Below are 21,189 nucleotides of genomic sequence, written 5' to 3'. Positions count from 1 at the left end.
TCAAAATTTATACTCAACTCAGTTATTATATGATATTTATATTACTATTTTGAGTAAGACTTTAACTATTCAACTGGCTGGTTCAAAATGAGTAAATTAGGTATACTTATTTAGTATGTAACCTTCATTCACGTATTTATGATCAACAGGTTATGAAAAAATTAAAGCTAAGTGTTTTCTTACTTTTGGGTTTACTATTTGCCGCTTCATGTGATAATAATGACGATGAAGTTGTTACCGTACCAGAAGCGGATAGAAATTTTGCTGTACTGGCTACAGACGCTAATTTATTTGAAATAGAGGCAGGTAAGCTGGCACAGACAAAAGGCGCCAGACAGGATGTGAAGACTTATGGTCAAATGATGATTACGGATCATACGAAGGCGACCGAGGAGTTGATAGCTATTGCCGGTCCCAAAAATATCACATTGCCAACGACTCTTAGTACCGAGAAAAGACAGAAGTACGACAGCTTGAATGCCATTACAGGTCAGGCATTTGATATGATGTACGCCAAAATGATGGTTGCTTCTCACCAGCAGACCATTGATCTGTTCCAGACAGAAGCCAATCAGGGAGGAGATATGGAATTGAAGAACTGGGCATCCGGTAAACTGCCGGCACTGCAGATGCATTTGCAGGGAGCTCAGGTGTTGAGAGACAGTACAAATATGCCAGCAACACCAACTACTACTGCTAACCAGTAGTAAAGTAGGTAGTAGGGTAGAGCAGGGGGGGCCAATCCCTGCTCTACTTTTTACATTAAATATTAGCTGCCTTTTTTATAGGACCTAACTAGTGTATTTTAAAAAATATCTATTAATATTTTTATCGTTTTTTATTTACTTAAATGCTTCTTTAATTTAATCTGCGTATATACATCAAAATAACAGGTTCTTCTATAAACTTTTGAAGCTGAGGTGACTATTGTCTCAGGCTTTTTCTTTATTGCTTACAACTATTTACTACAAAATAGTTAGTAATTTATTTATATCGGTTACTTTTGCTGATATATATCCAAACATTAAAAGAAAAAGCATGAGGAATCGTACTTGCCTACTTATTGATGATGACACCGAAGAGCACGAGATTTTTACAATAGCCATGATCAGGCTCAATCCATTCCTAAATTGTGTAACCCTAAGCAGTGGTACCGGAGCAGTAGAAAAACTACGTAATGATCCTGGTTTTACCCCTGACTTTATCTTTCTCGATTTAAATATGCCTGGTATGGATGGAAAGCAGTGCCTGGCTCATCTCAAAAATATTGAAAGACTTCAGAAAGTGCCCGTTATCGTTTTTTCCACTTCATCCAACGAAAAGGATGTAAAGGATACCATGAACCTGGGCTCGACCGGCTATGTGGTAAAGCCAGATTCAATATCTGAATTGGTAGGTACCCTAAGCTTAATAATAAATACACCTAAACAGGTGCAACCTCATTTTTTCTTTCCTAAAAGTAGGGTATAGACCACGTTCATAAACTATGGAATACCAAGCAACTGTCTAGGCTGTTTAGCGTTTAAGTATATACCTATCCGTTAGGTGACAAACTTAATGCAGCTATCGTAGCGGTTGAATAACCAGCTTTTGCTTTTTCTGGATGAGGTTGCAGGGGCCTTCGTACCGAATAAATATGGCAATCCATGCGGCACGTGATAGCCTGAAGATGTAGGGTAGAAAAAAGACAGTGATGAGTAATAGGCTGACGACTATCATGGTAACAGTAACCTGTTCAACAACGAATCCTAGTGCAACCCATACGGTAACAAACAGGGCTGTATTGATGGCATAGCTTATATACATAGCTCCCCAGTAGTAGCCGGGTTCAGGCTCAAAGTTCTGTCCGCAGCAGGCACACGCTGCATTCATCTTACTAAATTTCGAAGGCTTGGCTAGAATAGAGGTGGGAAACATATCTCCTTCGTGACACCGTGGGCACTTAAGGTTGACTATACTGTAACTGGTTGATTCTTTCCAGGACATGACTATGCTTGGTTATGGTTAACTATAAAGCAAAGGTATATCCAGGAGCCTGCCTGACCAGGGTAGCCATTGATGGTTTTGTGGTACTAATTGTAGATTTTAAATGGGTCAGGACCGGCTGTTTGCCCGGCGGAAATCCTCCGGTGTAAGCCCCACCTGCTTTTTGAAGAATTTGGTAAAATAGGAGTTATCACTAAAATTGAGCAGGTACCCTACCTGCGTAACGCTCAGGTCCAGATTGACCAGCATCCGTTTGGCTTCCAGTAGTATTCTGTGGCGAATCAACTCCCCGGCTGACATACCCGTCTGCTCCTGGCAAATAGCATTCAGGTGGCTGGGGGTAATATGTAGTAAGTCAGCATATTCGCCAGGACGGCGTAACGTCAGGTAGTTTTTATCGATGAGCTTCTGGTAGTTTTTGAGCAAGATAAAGTTGTGGTGGGGGACAGACTGTGTTAGCGAATGGGTCTTTTTCTGGTCAATCAGCAGGAATACTTCAAGCAGTAGAACACGGATCATATCCCACTTCAAAGGCAGCTCGCCCAGATACTGTTCTAACGCCTTCTCTAAGCTGACTTTTATCTGCACCCCTTCCTCCGCAGTCAGATTGACTACGCCCTCCTTGGCTATACCGCTGAAAAAAGAGAATGTTTCCAGATAATCTGGTCGATGCAGAAAGGAGTGAAAGAATGCATCCGTAAAATTAACAACGTATCCATCCACCTGATCCTGAAAGTTCCAGGAGTGTACCTGCCCCGGAATCATGAAGTAGACCTGAAAAGGGTGGACAATAAAATTTTCAAAATCAATGATGTGGGAACCTGCCCCCTCTGTAAAGAAAACAAGGTGGTAAAAGCTATGTCGGTGGGGCGGTCTTAGATTTTTATGGTGCAGCTGCAGGTACTCACCAAAGCGGTGTACTAATACCTCCGTCTGGCCTATATCACACAGACTGGCCAGCTCGATCAAAGGTATGTTATCTTTTTGCATACGGATAAGTAGACTCCGCTGCTAATTTAGAAAATCCATGAGGAATAGTAGGTCCGTACCTTTGAAAAATGAAGCCACCTATACAATAGTAGCGCTATGCATTGAAAGAAGTAGTTTATAATTGCATTACCAACTATCAATGGGTCCTGACTCTCAGAACTTCATGATATGATGCAGCCTCTACCGATTAGGGTAGAGGCTGCATCGTACTCTCTGCTCAGGTACATTCCTTAGAGTAAGCTTTATTCGGAGTACTTCTTGAAGATGGAAGTTGCCGTATGCCCACCAAACCCAAATGTATTATTAAGTACATACTGCAATGGCTTATGTAGGGACTGATTCAGAACCAGGTTCAATCTGGCTGGTATCTCCGGATCTACATTCTCTACATTGATTGTTGCGGGTATTATATCGTGCTTTACGGCCAGTATGCTGATGATACTTTCCACGGCTCCGGCGGCCCCCAGCAGGTGTCCCGTCATGGATTTAGTAGCACTTATGGCAACAGGATGCTCCTGAAATACATTTTTTATGCCTTTGAGTTCACTTAAATCTCCGATGCCCGTTGAGGTAGCATGCGCATTAACATAGTCAATGGATTCAGGGCTTAAATTAGCATCTGCGAGCGCCCTATTCATGCCTAGTGTAGCACCTAACCCATCGGGTGAAGTACCCGTCAGATGGTACGCATCCCCGGCCATTCCACCGCCCACCATTTCGGCATAGATAGGGGCGCCACGCTTGACGGCATGTTCCCACTCTTCCAGGATCAGGGCACCTGCACCTTCTCCCATGACGAAACCATCCCGGTCCCGGTCAAAGGGGCGGGAAGCTTTTTCCGGTGCCTCGTTCCGTTTGGATAGTGCCTGGGCTGCCCCGAAGCCACCAACCGAAGCCTCCGTAATGGCTGCTTCGCTGCCACCGGCCACCATGATTGTCGCTTTTCCCATCCGGATGGTATCAAAAGCGTTAATAATGGCTGTATTGGAGGAGGCACAGGCTGACACCGTACAGTAGTTAGGACCATACAATCCGTGTCGAATAGAAATAACTCCGGCGGCAATATCCACAATCATCCTGGGTATAAAGTATGGGTTAAAACGAGGTGTACCATCGCCGGCATGAAACTCCCGTAACTGCTCTTCGAAGGTACCTATACCACCGTTTCCGGTCCCCCATATGACACCTACATCGTAGCGTTCGGCCTTTGCCATTTGCTCAAAGTCTAATCCTGCATCCCGGATGGCCTGGTCACTGGCCGCAATGGCATACTGGGTAAACAGGTCGTACTTCTTTATCTCCTTCTTTTCCAGGTAGTCCTCCGCCCTAAAGTCCTTCACTTCGCAACCAAACCTGGTTTTGAATTTGCTGGTGTCAAATTTGGTGAGGGGAGCGGCGCTACTCCTCCCGGCTATTACATTCTGCCAGAACTCGTCTACCGTATTGCCTAAAGGGGTAATGGCACCTAACCCCGTGATTACTACTCTTTTCATACACTTCCCTTTTCACTAAGGGTGTTTGTTTAATTAAAATCGAATTTGTTGCTGTTTGTATAAGCGGGTCATGGTAACTACCCAAAGTCTACTTTAGCTCCAGGTACTCTTAATGGCGTTATTTCTACTGCAAATATTTACATAAGCCTATACTAATATACACGCCCGTAATCAGCACTGTATTTCCTGATGTTTTCATTGTGTATTCTATATTAGTGGAAGAATAAAATGTAGCATAATATACCATTTGGTATATTATAAGATAAAAATTATTTTAGATCTTCTATCAGCTTTTCAGCCGACTGCAGGATAGCCTTTCGGAAGTTAGTTTTACCGGTAAGCTTGGTAATCATTACCGCCCCCTCGATCATGGCTATAATGGTTAAAGCTACCTGCTCCGGGTTCACCTCCGTCCGAAACTCCTTATTTTCGATTCCCATTTTAACCAGTTTCGTTAGCTTGATTTTCCAGGCGGAAAAGGCATCGGCGGCTTTTTTTTTCAGAAGCGGGTGCGTATCGTCAGCTTCGATGGCTGTGTTCATAATAGGGCAACCACCTGGTGGAAAAGGATATTTCAAGAAGTTATCGTACACCCGTACGTATACCATTAACTTATCCTTGACTGTACTCTGCTTTTCTATTTCAGCATTGAGTATTTTGACAACCTGGGCTAGATTATAATCAAAAGCAGCCAGTGCTACCTCGTCTTTATTTTCAAAGTTACCATAGATACTCCCTTTGGTAAGACCGGTCGCATCCGTCAGATCCGCAATGGAGGTACCTGCATATCCTTTGGTATTGAATAGGGGTGCGGTTTTCTCTATGATAAATTGCCGTGTACGTTCTGCCTTGCTCATGATCTTTGCGATATCTGATGTAAAAGTATACCAACTGGTATAATATTGCAAATCTTTTAACTGTCTCTTAAAAAAATTAGAGGTTACTACTAACTCTACGAGATACTAAGGGAAGGTGTGGAGTTAGAATTGAATGTAACTACCCGTATATTTTAGTAAGTGGTACTTCTCTTCATCTATTTAATTAGTACCTTGAGGTAGCTCATCTATCCATCAGCATACTTAAGATCACACCATGGAAACGCCCCGTTATTGTACACTAGTGACCGTACCACCACCTCTTTTGCCACTGGATATTTCCGGGGTACGTGCCAGATTAATAGTCTTGTCAAGGAAGAAGTGGGTCAATGGTACAAAGTTGAAGTATTACTTCTTCAACGGGCCAGCCGATGGATCGCCTACCACCTGGAAAGGGGGAGACGCTCAGCAGAATGTAGTAAGGAGGGCCTTTGAAATCTGGAAAAGTCAGGGTATTGGATTAGAGTTTGAAGAAACTACCGACCGGAATGAGGCCGAAATACGGATAGGATTCCTACGAGGTGATGGTTCGTGGTCGTATGTAGGGCGGGATGTCATTGATCTGGTTCCTTCGCCGAATGAACGTACTATGAATTTTGGCTGGGACATCAGCAATGAACTGGATACCGCACTTCACGAGATCGGGCATACGCTAGGGGCTCCCCATGAACACCAGAATCCTTTTGCTGGTATTGTCTGGGATGAGGAGGCGGTGTATGCGGCACTGGCTGCCCCACCCAACAACTGGTCCCGCGAGACGACCTACCACAACATCATCCGGAAATTATTGGTCGCGGAGGTGGAAGGCTCTACCCACGATCCCAACTCGGTCATGCACTATCCCTTTGGGCCCGGCCTCATCATAGAACCGATTGTGTATAGAGATGGTATTAGGCCTGCCGGTGGACTATCGGCTAAAGACAAGGAGTTTGTCAAAACGTTTTATCCACCGCTTACCCAAAATGACTACATCGAGCTGAAGCTGGCAAAGTCGGAAGTACTTAATATCGGGGCGGGAGAACAAAGGAACTTTGTGTTTAAACCGACTATTTCCAGACGGTATAAAATAGAGACCTTTGGTACGATGGATACCGTCATGGTACTCTTTGAAAAGAGCAACGGTGAAGAGCTTTACCTGGCTGGGGACGATGATAGTGGCACCAATTTTAATTCCCGGCTACATACACGCTTACTTAAGGGACGTGAGTACATCATCCGGCTCAGGCTGTACTACGCCGAAAGCGCTGGGAGTGGATCGCTTATGATATACTAGTACTTCTTGTCTTACTGAACAAACAGGGGCTATCTGCGAATAGCCCCTGTTTGTATGTATTGATCTACGGCTGGTATCGGTTTCTGTTTAAGTGTGGAGCAAGTTTCTTTAGAGCGTGTTTGGGAATTATCTTTGGTACTCGAGTCATATTCGCTGAATCATTAGTTGGATATTAGCCAGATATAGCCAACTAACCGTAGATAATACTGAGTACTCATAATCTTTGACGATACGACGAAAGTAATTTGTCCAGGCAATGCTACGTTCCACAACCCACCGTTTGGCCACAGGCACAAAACCTTGGGCTGATTCTGGGCGCGATGCCTTTTCAAAACTAATCGACCAGTTGGTTAATGCCTGGGCAAAAACACCATTGTACGATTGATCACCATAGACTTTTTCCAGTCGCTCACCCACCTGCCAGAGCATATCGCCAATCAACGTAACAGCAGCCGGACCATCAGCTTGGCTTGCCGAGTGGACACCTGCTATCCAGAGTCGACCTTGAGTATCAACTACAAATTGCCGCTTGCGTCGGCACGGGCCGCTCCGCATTGACGCGCTTATTAGCATCTATCCCTCGATGTTTCCAAATCATCGGATGAAGCTTTACGCTCTGAGAATTAATGCATAAAACAGATGGATACGCTTCTTTTTCCACTCGCTTTCGATCAAGTTGATTCAAGGCTATATTCATTCGCTGGAAGGTTCCGTCCTGCCTCCAGTGATTAAAATAATAATAGACAGTCTGCCAGTTGGGCCACTCCTCCGGCAGATTACGCCACCGCGCGGGCGGCCCGTCCGCAATAGCCACAAAATGATGTCCACTATTTGCCGTAGATCGTGTTTGCGCTTGCGTTTAAGTAGGGTGGCCTGTGCCGTCAGTTTTCTGTACTGTTTGGTCATAGCTTTGTAGTTTGGCGACCACAAAGTTGGCACGACTCTCATGTAGTCTCAATTCCAAACACACTCTTAATGTCTACGGGAACAGAATTCTATCTATTACTGATTTATAAAAGACGTATAGCCCCTACCGCAGCGTAGCCAAGAACTGCCTTTAATTCCCGATGTACATCTTGTAAGCAGGCTGAAACAGGCTAATCAGACAACTATTTAAAATTTTTTGTAAAAAAAACGACACACCTGGATGCTGCTGTAGAAGGTCCAAAGGTTGAACTATCAACCGGCAGTTGCATTCGGAAGTACCCTGATTTACTGTGAATAGACAATCCTGACGGAGAAAATCCGCTCCTCTGGTATACTGCTCAATCACCTTTCTGTACAACTCATCCGCTATTTTTTACCGTTGAACGTATACCAACCTTTTTCTCTGCGATTGGCTCTATATGTTTGTTTGCTTTTAATCCCCGAAAAAGCAGACGCATTAGCCATCAAAGATTTTTAATTAAACACCCGTTCGGGGCGCGGGAATTATCATGTATGAAACGTAAACTTTTATGGATGTTTGTCTGGATGCTCATGGCATTCCAGAGTTTAGCTTCACCCTCTACCACGACCGAGTCTATCCGGGTCGATCAGTTTGGATACCTGCAGAATGCCCGCAAAGTGGCAGTCATCATCAACCCACAGGTAGGTTCCAATGCCAATCAAAAGTTTAATGCCAGTACCGGCGAAAATCAGTACCAGGTGCGCCGCTGGGCCGACGATGCCGTTGTATACAGCGGCACTATTCAGGCCTGGAAGAATGGCACGGTACAGGCCTCGTCTGGTGATCAGGGCTGGTGGTTTGACTTTTCGATGGTCAATGCCCCTGGTTCGTACTACATCTTTGACGTGGGTAACAACGTAGGTTCGTATCGCTTCGAAATTGGCGACAATGTTTACAACGACGTACTGAAAGCCGCCGTTCGCACCTACTTCTACCAGCGGATCAACTACGCGAAGCAGCCACCCTATACGGATGCCAAATGGGCCGATGCCGCTACCCACGAAGGTCCGGGCCAGGATCGGCAGGCCACCAGCCGGTATGCAAAAGGTGATATGAGCACCGCGCGCGACCTGCACGGCGGCTGGATGGATGCCGGAGATATGAATAAGTATGTAACCTTCGCGGAAGAACCCGTGTCCCTGCTGGTGGAGTCCTATCGGCTGAACCCGTCTGTATTCGGTGATAACTTCAACATTCCTGAATCAGGCAATGGTATCCCGGATGTACTGGACGAAGTAAAATGGGAGCTTGATTTTATAAAGCGCATGCAGGATGCGACGGGTACTGGAGGTTTGTTTCTGAAAGTGGGGGTTGACAATTACAACGAAACCAATCCGCCCAGTGCCGATAGGCGTCCCCGCTACTACCTGCCCGAATGTACTTCATCTACCCTTTCGGGAGCGGCCATGTTCGCTGTGTCGGGAGCGGTTTTCCGAACAATCCCGGCCCTGAACCCTTACGCACAGGATCTGATCAAACGCGCGGAACAGGCTTTTGCTCGCGCCAAAGTGACGACCAACTACTTCACTACCTTCGAAACGGCCTGTGACGATGGCAACATCAAATCGGGGGATTCTGATAAGCCCGCTGATATCCAGAAACAGTCGGCCGTAGTTGCGGCCATTTATCTGTTTGAAGCCACTGGTAAGGCGGAGTATAAAGCATTTGTAGATCAGTATTACTCCCAGATACAACCTATCGCCAACGAATGGTGGGGGCCGTATCTCATGCACGTGCACATTGCCCTGCTACGCTACGCAGCCAACCCGGCGGCTACTCCCTCGGTGGCTACCCGTATCCGCAGCATGAAGAGCCTGCAGAATGGTGTACTATCAATCAACGACTACAATGCGCGCACTGACCTGTACCGGGCACACATGGCCGATGCCCAATACCACTGGGGAAGCAGCCAGGTACGGGGTAATGCCGGTATCGCTAACATGGACTTTGTGGATTTCAACATCAATGGATCCAACAAGGCGCTGTACCGCGAGGTAGCAGAGCAGTACCTGCACTGGTTCCACGGGGTCAACGCCCAGGGTAAGGTAATGCTATCGAATATGTACGACTATGGCGCCGAAAACTCGCAGAACGAGATTTACCATACCTGGTTTGCGGATGGTACCGAGTGGGATAACGCCAAGACGTCGCCCCGGGGTCCGGCACCAGGCTACCTGACCGGTGGCCCTAATAACATGGATCAGTACGACGGTACACAAGGTGATATTCGTAACGAACCCCTACAGAAACGTTACAAGGACTGGAATGCCGGATTTCCGGAAAACTCCTGGATTTTTACGGAGGTGGCTATTTACAATCAGGCTCCCTATATCAGCCTGCTCAGCCGCCTGATGACACCTACCTCGGATCCTACCGATACCGAAGCGCCTACTACCCCTACCAATCTGGTAGCCTCTGATCTCTCACCCTATTCGGTGAAGCTGACCTGGAACGGATCTGTGGACAACCGGGCTGTGACCGCCTACGAGATCTATCAGAATGGTACTAAAGTGGCTGAAACGCCGCAGACGTACTACAACCTTACGACGCTGTCTCCCGGCACGAGCTATGAGTTCACGATCAAAGCCACTGACTTCTCAGCCAACCGCTCCAATCCAAGCAACGCTGTAACAGTAAATACACCGGCTCCGAGCCCCAACGACTACATCATCTACGGAGATGCGCTGAAGAGCACCTTTTCAAACTGGTCATGGAACAGTACGCAGGATTTTGCTAATACAACACCCGTTAAGTCTGGTGAGCGTTCGCTAAAGGTAACTACGACCGCTGCCTGGGGTGCCCTGAGCCTGCGCAACAGCGAGATTCTGAATACGAGTAATTATCCCGGTGGGGTTCAGTTCTGGTTCTATGGTACCGAAAAACCGGTACGTGTAACAGTGAACCAGACTGAAACAGGGGAGTCTTCCTCTTCTTATAGAATCAGCGCCGAGCCTAATACCTGGACACTGGTCCGAATTCCGTGGAGCGAGTGGGGGGATGTACCTCAGATCCAGCGAATCAACTTTATGGATGGTTCGGGTGAGCTTCAAAGCTTTATCATTGACGATGTTCGATTAGTGGCAGGTGCTTCTACACCCGATACGCAGGCGCCCAGTACTCCGACTAACCTGGCGGCCAGTAACGTGACGGGTACCAGCATGCGCCTGACCTGGACAGCTTCTACGGATAATATAGGCATTAAGGCGTACGAAGTATACCGTGGCTCCACACTGCTGGATGGAAATGTGACTACCAATCAGCTGGATGTAACGGGACTAAACTGTACGACGAACTATAACTTTACGGTAAAGGCCCGTGATGAAGCCGGTAATGTATCGGGTAACAGCAATACCATTTATGTAAATACGCTCTACTGCTCGGATTCACAGGCTCCTTCGGTACCTGCCGGCTTGACCGCCAGCAACATTACAGGTACAGGACTGACCCTTAACTGGACGGCCTCTTCGGACAACGTCGGAGTGGCAGGGTATGAGGTATACCAGAATGGTACCCTGATCAACAGCAAAGTATCAGGTACTACACTTAACGTGACCGGACTAAGCTGCAATACCGACTATAGCTTTACAATTGTAGCCAAAGATGCGGCCGGTAACAAGTCAGCTCAAAGTAGTGCGGTGGCGGCAAAAACATTGACCTGTGAAGATAACCAGGCTCCTTCGGTACCTGCCAGCCTTTCTACCAGTAACGTTACCGGTACGAGCCTGACCCTTAGCTGGGCAGCCTCAACGGATAACGTAGGGGTATTGGCCTATGAAGTATACCAGAACGGAACTCTTATCAACGGTAATGTTATAGGTACCTCACTGCCCGTGACCGGGCTGAGCTGCAACACGGCTTACAACTTTACGGTACTGGCCAAAGACGCCGCCGGTAATAAATCTGCTCAGAGCAGTACGTTGTCCGTCACCACCCTGGCGTGCGGCGATAGCCAGGCTCCTTCGGTACCTACCGGACTGACCGCCAGCAACATTCAAGGTAATGGTCTGACCCTTAACTGGACGGCCTCTACAGATAATGTGGGCGTTACAGCTTACGAAGTATATCAGAACGGTACGCTGCTGAATGGTAATGTAACTGGTACTACACTGGCGGTAAGCAATCTGGCCTGCGGTACAACGTATTCGTTTACGGTACTGGCCAAAGATGCCGCCGGTAATAAATCGGCATCCAGTACGGCATCCAATGCGACAACCCTGGCTTGCCCACCGGCTGAGCCTGCGGGACGGGAGGTTATCTATGACGAGTCACTGCACGCCAACTGGCAGGAATGGGGATGGGCCATCAGCCCGGACTATGCCAATGCCACTACGGTTAAAGTAGGGCAGAAGTCGCTGGCTATTAACTATACCAGCGGTTGGGGCGGCTGGTCGATCATCCGTAACAGCCCTTTCACCACGACGGCTCAGACTACTGTTCGCTTCTGGATCTACGCTACTACGAATAAAACGATTGGTGTTTGTACCTTCTCAGAAAATGAAACCGGACAGAGCCCTTACGTGTCATTCCAGCCTACGCCTAATGTATGGCAGGAAGTCGTAATCACCATGCCTCAGCTAGCCAATCCGGCCAAGATCAAGCGAATGATCATACAGTCCCAGGCATCCGATGCGAACCTGATCTACTTGGATAACATCCGACTGGAGCCATCTATTGGTCTAGCGGCCAGTAATGTGACGACGACCAGTCTGCGTCTTGACTGGACGGCACCTACTGATATGAAGGCTACGACCTTTGAAGTGTATCAGGATGGTACTTTGCTTAATGGCAATGTTACAGGTACCTCCTACGACGTAGCAGGTCTTACCTGTGGTACGGCGTATAACTTCCAGGTAGTGGCCAAAGAAGCGGCCAGCACTACTACCGTTCAGAGTATTCCTTTGAATGTAAAGACGGTAGCTTGTCCGGGCTCATCAGCCGTCGAGATGGTCTACGATGAAGCTCTGAATGGGGCATGGCAGGAATGGGGATGGGGAATTACCCGCAACTACGCGAGTACCACACAGGTCAAAGCGGGCGAAAAGGCCTTATCCATCACGTACAACGGCGGCTGGGGCGGCTGGTCCATCATCCGTAATGCCCACTATGTACCTACTCCGCAGTCTACACTCAGGTTCTGGATCTATGCGACTACCAACAAGAAGATTGGCGTGTATACCAATGCTGAAAATGATGGTCAGCAGAGCCCGGTGGCAACATTTATACCGACCCCCAATACCTGGCAGGAGGTGGTCATAAACATGGCACAGCTGGGTAATCCGAGCCGCATCAAGCGGATCACCGTTCAGTCGCAGGCTTCGGGAGACAACCTGATCCACCTGGACAACGTTCGTTTGGAAACGCCGAATGGCAGCAATCCTACGGCTCGTATGGCAGCTCCGTCAGACGAGGCTCCAATCGACAGCCGTATGCTGGTTAGCCCGAACCCGACTGAAGGTCCGGTAAAGGTGCAGGTATGGACCGGTGCATCGCAGGAGGCTACTTTAACCATACTGAGCGCTACGGGGCAGCCGGTGTATTTCCAGTCAGTACAGGCACAGGCCGGTATGAACGAGTACACCCCCGACCTGAACCAACTCACCTCGGGGGTATACCTGGTACAGTGGAGCACAGCTACCCGTCGACTGGTGCAACGTCTGGTTCTGACGAAGTAATTACTTTAAATGCTAACGGCTGACTGCCAGTGATGGCGGTTAGTCAGATAAAGAGTCCGTAGTAATCTACTACGGGCTCTTTTTATTACCGGCTCCTATTTCTTCCGCCTTCCCTAAATGGGCAGCTTGTCTCGCTGGCATCATTCAGGTAGTTAGTACCAAGTTGTGAATCAAAGTAGATCGCCCCTGCTCCAGACTTATGATTTACGACATAGAACTACCGCTAACACAGTTTAGGCAGAGAGCTTGCATAGTAGTACCGAGGACGGTCCTGTTGCTTTTTTTAAATTACACGTTCATGGTATACGGTCGCACATTGTTCTAGCCGATATATCGCAAGTACAAATAGGAACTACAACACCCATTCTTCCATATCAAAATCCATACAGACCCGCATGAGCGAAATCAACAAAGAGGATATCAAGCAGGAAGTGTTTGATCTTTATGACGACTATGCCCACGACCGCATCGACCGTCGTGAGTTTACCCAGAAGCTTTCTACCTACGCCGTGGGTGGTATTACCTTGGCATCCCTGATGAGCTTTCTGATGCCTGACTACAAAGGCGCCATCCAGATCAAAGCCGATGATCCCCGTATCAAATCTGAATACATCAACTACTCTTCACCCAAGGGGGGCGGTACCATCAAAGCCTTACTGTCGATGCCTGCTGATGCCAGTAAGAAGCTGGGAGGAATCGTAGTGGTACACGAAAACCGGGGACTCAATCCGCACATTGAAGACGTAGCCCGCAGAGCAGCTCTGGCCGGTTTTGTTTCGCTGGCTCCGGATGCATTAACACCACTGGGAGGCTATCCGGGTACAGACGACGAAGGGCGTACTATGCAAAGCAAGCGCAACCGCGACGAAATGCTGGAAGACTTTATTGCTGCCTATGACCATCTTAAAGGCCACAGCGCTACCAATGGAAAAGTAGGGGTCGTAGGTTTCTGTTTTGGGGGGTGGATATCCAACATGATGGCTGTACGGATACCGACTTTAGCTGCTTCAGTCCCCTTCTACGGTGGACAGCCCCCTGTAGAAGATGTGCCCAAGATCAAGGCTCCGCTCATGCTGCACTATGCCGAGCTGGATACCCGGGTCAATGAAGGATGGCCGGCCTACGAAGCAGCCCTTAAGGAGCACGGCAAACAGTACACGGCCTACATGTACCCCAATGCTAACCATGGTTTTCATAACGATACCACGCCTCGCTATGACAAAGCTGCGGCCGAATTGGCCTGGAAACGCACTATTGATTTTTTTAAAGATAAATTAGTGTAAAAAATACATTAAGTAAGTCCTGTTTTTTACTTATTGATAGTCAGAGCGTGTCGGGTGTCCACACCTCAGCCCCTATTATTTGATAATTTCTAACACAGCCTAATTCATGAAACCATCAAGACGTAACTTTTTACAATCACTGGGAGTAGGTGTGGCCGGTTTGGGAGTCGCGCAGCAGTCTGCCGGCATGAGCTTCGAACCATCTAAAACAGCAAAGGCAGCCGCCGATGATCAGATCCTCTTCGTAGGAGATAACATCGCCATTGCCAAAACGGAGTACGGCAAGGTCAGAGGCTTTATTCTGCGCGGTATCCACCAGTTCCTGGGTATTCCCTACGGGGCTGATACCTCCGGCAAAAATCGCTTCATGCCTCCCCAGAAACCCACGCCCTGGTCTGATGTACGTCCTGCCCTGTGGTGGGGAAACTCGGCTCCTCAGATCATGGAGAATCGCTACGCGAATGCCTACGCCTCTTTTGTGGATCACTGGAACTACGATGATGTATCAGAAGACTGCCTGAAAATAAACGTCTGGACTCCGGCCTTGGATAGCCAGAAGCGCCCGGTAGTAGTATGGTTGCACGGAGGAGGATTTACCAATGGCAATGGCATTGAGCAGGATGGCTACCACGGCGAAAACCTGGCCCGGCTGGGTAACGTGGTTTTCTGCTCACTCAATCATAGACTCGGTCCGCTGGGATATACTCATCTGAAAGCAGCCGGTGGTCATGCCGCCTCCGGCAATGTCGGTAACCTGGATATGGTAGCAGCTCTTGAATGGGTGAAGAATAACATTTCCAACTTTGGTGGGGATCCTAATAACGTAACCATCATTGGTCAGTCGGGGGGAGGAGCCAAGGTAACAACGCTAATGAACATGCCCGCCGCCAAAGGCCTATTCCATAAGGCGGTAGCGCTGAGTGGTAGCTCGTTGGCTGGTGTCAATAAGGAGTATGCCGAAAAGCTAGGCCTGAAGGTCATGGAAGAGGCGGGACTGAAGCCGGGAGAAGTAGATAAGCTCCAGCAGATACCCTGGCGGGAGTACATCGACATCGCTAACCGGGCGGTAGCGAAAATGGCCGACGAAGCCAAACGACTCAATCTTCAGCGCGGAGGATTCTCACCCGTAGCCGACGGAGCAACCATGAACGATGGAGCTTTCTTTAGCGATGCCAGCCACTTTTCGGCGGATATTCCTTTGATTATTAGCACTACGTTCCATGAGTTTAGTCCCAGCCGCACGGATGCTGCTCTGGAAAATATCTCGCTAGCTGACGTGAAAGAGAAGGTAAAGCCCCGCTTTGGTGATAAGTCGGGCGAGGTTGTGGATGCCTACGCCAAGAACTTCCCTAAAGCGCGTCCCGTTGAAATATGGGCGCTGATCCTTTCCAACCGAAAGAATGCCGTAGCCACCGCCGATGCCAAAGCCGCTCAGCAGAAGGCTCCCGTGTACCTGGCTTGGTTTGGCTGGCAGCCGCCTCTGTTCGACAATCGGATGCGGGCCTTCCACTGCGATGATATCTGCTTCTGGTTCTACAATACGGACCTGATGCTCACCCACACGGGAGGAGGCAAACGCCCCCGGGCCCTGTCGGAGAAGATGGCTAAATCATTCATCAACTTTGTCCGGACCGGTAATCCTAATGGGGGAGGGCTACCTACCTGGAAACCCTATACGAAGCAAAATGGGGAAACCATGGTACTGGATGATACCTCTGTCCTGGTTAATGATCCGGACCGTGAAGCCCGGAAAGCCCTGGCTTAACTCCTTATATAATTTACTTAATTTTAGTCCCAATGCATTGAACGTTGACTGATGGTACAAGTTCGATGCATTGGGACTCGTAATTTATCAGGGGAAAGGAGTGACCGATCATCCCTACTCATATAAGGAAGTCTGCTACAATTGGTACAGGTACCTAGTTGTACTTTACAGAGTATATTTAAAAATAAATTACGATAGGTTAGATACTACTATACGTTTTATTGATTAACATTGTGTTTAAATAACGCATTGGCTCTAAACAATGTCAGCCTATTCAACGCATTGTTCCTCAAAGAAATGTATTCACCGTTATAATCTCTCCTTAATCCTACATGACTTTCATGAAGAAACCGATAGCATATGGACTAGGGCTGGGTTTACTGGCACTGGCTATTCTACTGGTCGTTGTACCGGGCTTCAGGCCTAAGGCTCAGGATCCACCGGCTCCCAAACGGCCTAATATCATTTTCATCATGTCGGATGATCATGCCTATCAGGCTATCTCGGCTTATGACAACCGCCTCATCCAGACGCCCAACATCGACCGCATCGCCCAAAAAGGGATGCTCTTTACCCAGGCCAGCGTAACCAACTCGATCTGCGCCCCCTCCCGGGCCACGATCCTGACGGGTAAGCACTCGCATATCAACGGCAAGGTCGATAACCACTTCCCCTTCGACACGACCAACATCACCTTCCCCCAGATCCTCCAGCAGGCCGGCTACCAGACGGCCATGTTCGGCAAGCTGCACTTTGGTAACAACCCCAAAGGCTTTGACCAGTTCAAGATCCTGCCGGACCAGGGAGCGTACTACAACCCTGACTTCATTACCAAGAAAGAAGGCAACATCAAAGTCGATGGCTATGTCACGGATATCATCACCGACATGACCCTGGACTGGCTCCAGAAAGAGCGCAAGAAGGATCAGCCGTTTATGCTGATGTACCTGCACAAGGCTCCCCACCGCTCGTGGCTGATGGCCGAACGCCATCTGGAAGAGTTTACCAACAAGACCTTCCCTGAGCCGGAGACCCTGTTCGATGACTATTCCGGTAGAGCTCACGCCGCCGCAGAAGCCGAGATGAGCATCCTGCACCACATGGCCTGGGCGGGTGACAACAAAGTGTTCCCGGAGGTAATGGACGAGCTAGGAATTGCAGAGATTGGTATGGACAAGCGTCGCTACGCCTATGAGATGAGCCGCCTGAATCCCTCACAGGCTGCTAACTTCAAGAAAGCCTACGGTAAGATCAACGAAGACTTCAAGAATAAGTACCCCTCTATGTCACAGAAGGACAAGATGCGGTGGAAGTACCAGCGCTACATGCAGGACTACCTGGGTACAATCAAGGCGGTGGATGAGAACGTAGGACGACTGCTGGATTATCTGGAAGCGAACAACCTGATGGAGAACACCATCATCGTCTATACCTCCGACCAGGGCTTCTACCTGGGAGAGCATGGCTGGTTCGACAAGCGCTTTATCTACGACGAGTCATTCAAGACACCGCTGCTGGTAGCGTGGCCGGGCAGGACCAAGCCAGGTACCCGCTCGGACGAGCTGGTGCAGAACCTGGACTTCGCCCAGACGTTCCTGGATGCTGCCGGTGTGAAAGCGCCTGCGGATATGCAGGGGGAGAGCATGGTGCCGCTGCTGACGGGCAAGACCGACAAGATGAAGAGGGATGCCGTGTACTACCACTACTACGAGTACCCGGCCGAGCACATGGTCAACCGCCACTATGCCGTTGTGACCAAGGACTATAAACTGATCCACTACTACTATGCGGATAATGAGTGGGAGTTGATCGATCGGAAGAAGGACCCCAAGGAGATGAAGAATGTGTACGATGATCCGGCCTATGCCAAGGTCAAAAAGGAGCTTCATGCGAAGTTGGAACAGCTGCGGAAGAAGTACAAAGACAGCGATGAGATCAGCCAGGGGTACGTCGACCGGTTTATGGAAGATGCCAGCAACGGCAAAGTCTTCGGCGTAAGTAAAGAGAAAGTCCAGGAGATCAGGGACCGGCGGGCCAAGGCGATGAGTAAAAAATAGGTCTGGTACAAGATCCTTTCCTGCCCTGTCTTACTCCCAAATACTCAGTAAAGCGGAGTAATTTCTGGTAATTAAAAGTAAAAGGCCTGCTTCTTAAGCAGGCCTTTTACTTTTAGGTATGTGGTACTGGTGCTGTTTCAAAAGAAAGGGAACCTCATCAGGAGGTATGAGGGGGGAATAACTTTGCCATTTCCTTACCATCTATATTATTCACCACTACTGCCGCTTGACTCAGCAAGGATTAAGTTTCATAATTGTATATGATAAAAAATTATATATAATTACTATTTAAATATTTTTGTATAATTAGCAGGATTATTCTCTCACACCTTTCACTCTTTCCTGCAATGAAAAAACTACTACTCGTATGGACCTGTACTTGCCTGAGCACTCTGGCCCTGGCTCAAAGCAAATCTACCCAATTTGACAGCCTTTTCACGCACCTGCATCGCCAGGGGAATTTTAATGGCAATGTCCTCATTGCCGAAAATGGGTTACCCATCTTTGAAAAAAGCTACGGCATGGCTGATGAGCAGTCGCATCGCTTGCTGAATCCGGAGTCTGTCTTTGAGCTGGCCTCCATATCCAAACAATTTACCGCCATGGCAATTGTACTCTTGCAAAAGCAGAGTAAGCTAGCCTATGATGATCCCATGGCTAAGTATCTGCCAGAACTGGCCAGCTATGATAAAATTACCATTCGCCATTTGCTCCATCATACCAGCGGTCTTCCCGATTACACAGACTACTTTATTGCTAACTGGGATAAAAGCAGGTTTGCTACCAACAAAGACGTAATTAACGCTTTTGGAAAAGTGCAGCCCCCGTTGCTTTTTCAACCTAATGGAAAATTCAAATACAGCAATACGAACTATGTGCTACTGGGGAGTATCATTGAGCGGGTATCCGGTCAAACGTACGCTGATTTTCTTAATCAGGCTATTTTTAAGCCTTTGGGCATGAATCGTACACAGGTATATCAGAGCAGATATAAACCACAAAAGATTGAGAATTATGCCCTGGGGTACATGCTGGATAGTCTGGGCCATAAAGTATTATTGGATAGCTACGGGAAAGAGTTCTTTACTTATTTCCTGGATGGCATTGTGGGAGATCGCATGGTAAACGCATCGTCCAGAGACCTGCTTATCTGGGACCAGGCCTTGTATACCGATAAATTGGTTAGTACTCAGGATAGGGAGCAGCTATTTAATAGTATAAAAACACAGGATGGCCGGAATACAGACTATGGCTTCGGATGGATTCTAAAGCAGGATGAGAAGTATGGAAAGCTAGTTAGTCACTCCGGAAGCTGGGCTGGCTATATTCATTACTTTGACCGGCATATAGATACCAATAAAACGATCATTGTACTTCAGAATATTGATACATTTAAGAATAGGATCAACATAGAGCAGGTACGTAAGGTATTGTATCCCTGAATGGCCATGCGTCTAGCCCTAATCAGTAAAACTAGACTATTGAGACAGTCATTTCGGCCGAACCTTAATATTTACAACTATCGCTTGTCACAGCAATAAAGATACGATGACCAATTATTGGTCATCGTATCAGAAGTTCTGCTATATAGTAGTCTAATACTTAGGTTGGCCGTCGATTTGAATTGGCCTAATTACCGTAGCCCTATCCTCTCCGACCCAATAATATAAGTTGTAAAAGTAATCTGAAAACGCAGAAACTGCTTTTTGGAGCTCCTTGTCTGATTCTGTACAATTTAAATTCCTATCCCATTGGCCACGAGTATCAGTATAAAAAAATACATACCAAGCCACATCTACTTCTTTGGTTCCAGGCGCGATAACCCAACTGCCCTCCGTGGTGCGAATATTGCCTAATATTCGAATTGACACTTCTTTTGAAAGTTGGCCATCGAACCAGGTGCTGTCGATCAACCCTTTGCCATTAACTCTAAATTTAAACAACGCATAAGACGGTTTACAGTTGGCCGATTCTGTACTTATACCGACGGACAGTCGTTCATTTAGACTTTTACCAGTTGCATCCGAAAATCGGAAATTTTCGGGTTTGAAGTTTGACTTATCTATAACCTTTGATTTATGCGGCGGAAGCGGCTCATATCCTGGCTTTGGAAACAATCCAATATTTTCTGGATGAACCGTAGGTCTCGAATTTTGAGAAAATACAGAAAATCCACAAAGAATGAATAAACAAAAAGTAAACACTCCCTTGTTACGGACAACTACTTGTTTCAACAGTTCCATGTTAAAAAATCGTTTGACCATCCAGTCTGTGCTACTCCCCATGCTGCCCTCTGATCCTGCCATGCTCTTGTGTTATTGATGCCGTTCCATGCTAGTGCTGTTAACTTGTAAGCATTAATAGGATCATATGTATCACCTAAGTACGGAGATATATCAAACAATATAGCTTTGAATGATCTATTTCCTGATTGGCTCCAATCAGTTTGTACTTATCTAAAAACTGATCTTTCTTTACACGCTACGACTTGTACAGCATTTCGATTCACATTCAAACTAATACACGCATGAGTACTGAAGGAATAATGAGTTGGCTATGGCTTTTGGTAAACCTGGGAATCGTGGGGATTCTTCTTACACTGGTATATTATGTATTCAGGTTCTTCAAAAGAAACTCAGTAAGTAGATAAAGCAAATAATAGGGTACTTATGACCTAAGCTCCTGAGTTAGGATGCTAATCTAGTGGTACATAGTCAATTCCTAGTGCATGTGGTGGAGGGAATGGTAAATAATTTAACATTTATTAATACTGTAAGCCTTGTATAACTATTATTTATACCATTACTTTGAAACACAAAGTACTTTATAATTCAATAAATACTCGG

Annotated in this window: 15 protein-coding genes; 8 read left to right on the top strand and 7 right to left on the bottom strand. The window is 47.4% G+C overall.

All coding sequences use genetic code 11. The features are described from left to right. Positions 1-152 precede the first annotated feature (152 nt). Both JUB14_RS18945 and JUB14_RS18940 read left to right on the top strand, forming a co-directional pair. Positions 153-707: a DUF4142 domain-containing protein gene (locus tag JUB14_RS18945; RefSeq protein WP_207508386.1), complete on the top strand. Its 555-nt coding sequence runs from the start codon at positions 153-155 to the stop codon at positions 705-707. 220 nt (positions 708-927) lie between these two features. After that, on the top strand, positions 928-1,470 hold the full coding sequence (locus JUB14_RS18940) for a response regulator (RefSeq protein WP_207508385.1): 543 nt from the start codon (positions 928-930) through the stop codon (positions 1,468-1,470). 93 nt (positions 1,471-1,563) lie between these two features. Here JUB14_RS18940 and JUB14_RS18935 read toward each other — a convergent pair whose 3' ends face one another. From JUB14_RS18935 to JUB14_RS18920, 4 genes are all read right to left on the bottom strand, one after another. Further along, the gene (locus tag JUB14_RS18935; protein ID WP_229368013.1) at positions 1,564-1,986 is read right to left on the bottom strand and encodes a DUF983 domain-containing protein; all 423 of its coding nucleotides are present in this window, start codon (positions 1,984-1,986) and stop codon (positions 1,564-1,566) included. 108 nt (positions 1,987-2,094) lie between these two features. Next, a complete protein-coding gene (locus tag JUB14_RS18930; RefSeq protein WP_207508384.1) occupies positions 2,095-2,976 on the bottom strand; it encodes an AraC family transcriptional regulator in 882 nt (293 codons plus the stop codon). A gap of 242 nt (positions 2,977-3,218) precedes the next feature. Beyond that, positions 3,219-4,469 carry a beta-ketoacyl-ACP synthase II gene (gene fabF, locus JUB14_RS18925; RefSeq protein WP_207508383.1) on the bottom strand — a complete coding sequence of 417 codons (1,251 nt, stop codon included), beginning with the start codon at positions 4,467-4,469 and terminating at the stop codon, positions 3,219-3,221. Positions 4,470-4,738: 269 nt separating this feature from the next. Beyond that, the gene (locus JUB14_RS18920) at positions 4,739-5,326 is read right to left on the bottom strand and encodes a TetR/AcrR family transcriptional regulator (protein WP_229368011.1); all 588 of its coding nucleotides are present in this window, start codon (positions 5,324-5,326) and stop codon (positions 4,739-4,741) included. 235 nt (positions 5,327-5,561) lie between these two features. Here JUB14_RS18920 and JUB14_RS18915 point away from each other — a divergent pair, with 235 nt between their 5' ends. After that, positions 5,562-6,617, top strand: a complete 1,056-nt coding sequence (locus JUB14_RS18915; protein WP_207508382.1) for a M12 family metallopeptidase — start codon at positions 5,562-5,564, stop codon at positions 6,615-6,617. A gap of 144 nt (positions 6,618-6,761) precedes the next feature. On the opposite strand, the gene JUB14_RS27755 is transcribed toward JUB14_RS18915, so the two are convergent. Both JUB14_RS27755 and JUB14_RS27750 read right to left on the bottom strand, forming a co-directional pair. Next, positions 6,762-7,172: a hypothetical protein gene (locus JUB14_RS27755; protein WP_229368060.1), complete on the bottom strand. Its 411-nt coding sequence runs from the start codon at positions 7,170-7,172 to the stop codon at positions 6,762-6,764. Beyond that, complete coding sequence (locus JUB14_RS27750; protein ID WP_310586163.1) at positions 7,129-7,431, bottom strand: transposase; 303 nt, start codon at positions 7,429-7,431, stop codon at positions 7,129-7,131. The genes JUB14_RS27755 and JUB14_RS27750 overlap by 44 nt, the downstream gene beginning before the upstream one ends. Positions 7,432-8,057: 626 nt before the next feature. On the opposite strand from JUB14_RS27750, the gene JUB14_RS18905 reads away from it, so the two are divergent. The 5 genes from JUB14_RS18905 to JUB14_RS18885 all read left to right on the top strand — a co-directional run bounded on the left by JUB14_RS18905 (position 8,058) and on the right by JUB14_RS18885 (position 19,785). Continuing rightward, a complete protein-coding gene (locus JUB14_RS18905) occupies positions 8,058-13,238 on the top strand; it encodes a fibronectin type III domain-containing protein (protein WP_207508381.1) in 5,181 nt (1,726 codons plus the stop codon). A gap of 395 nt (positions 13,239-13,633) precedes the next feature. Next, on the top strand, positions 13,634-14,521 hold the full coding sequence (locus JUB14_RS18900; RefSeq protein WP_207508380.1) for a dienelactone hydrolase family protein: 888 nt from the start codon (positions 13,634-13,636) through the stop codon (positions 14,519-14,521). A 106-nt stretch (positions 14,522-14,627) separates the two neighbouring features. Continuing rightward, complete coding sequence (locus JUB14_RS18895) at positions 14,628-16,286, top strand: carboxylesterase/lipase family protein (RefSeq protein ID WP_207508379.1); 1,659 nt, start codon at positions 14,628-14,630, stop codon at positions 16,284-16,286. A 341-nt stretch (positions 16,287-16,627) separates the two neighbouring features. Beyond that, positions 16,628-18,343, top strand: coding sequence for a sulfatase family protein (locus JUB14_RS18890; protein WP_207508378.1), 1,716 nt, complete (start codon positions 16,628-16,630; stop codon positions 18,341-18,343). Between the two features lie 347 nt (positions 18,344-18,690). After that, positions 18,691-19,785: a serine hydrolase domain-containing protein gene (locus tag JUB14_RS18885; protein WP_207508377.1), complete on the top strand. Its 1,095-nt coding sequence runs from the start codon at positions 18,691-18,693 to the stop codon at positions 19,783-19,785. Positions 19,786-19,938: 153 nt separating this feature from the next. Here JUB14_RS18885 and JUB14_RS18880 read toward each other — a convergent pair whose 3' ends face one another. Further along, the gene (locus tag JUB14_RS18880; RefSeq protein ID WP_207508376.1) at positions 19,939-20,649 is read right to left on the bottom strand and encodes a hypothetical protein; all 711 of its coding nucleotides are present in this window, start codon (positions 20,647-20,649) and stop codon (positions 19,939-19,941) included. Between the last annotated feature and the right edge of the window lie 540 nt (positions 20,650-21,189).

Source organism: Telluribacter humicola (genome assembly GCF_017355935.1).
GTDB lineage: Bacteria > Bacteroidota > Bacteroidia > Cytophagales > Spirosomataceae > Telluribacter > Telluribacter humicola.
Note: the sequence above shows the minus strand (reverse complement) of the source record. Positions and strands in the feature narration are given on the sequence as shown.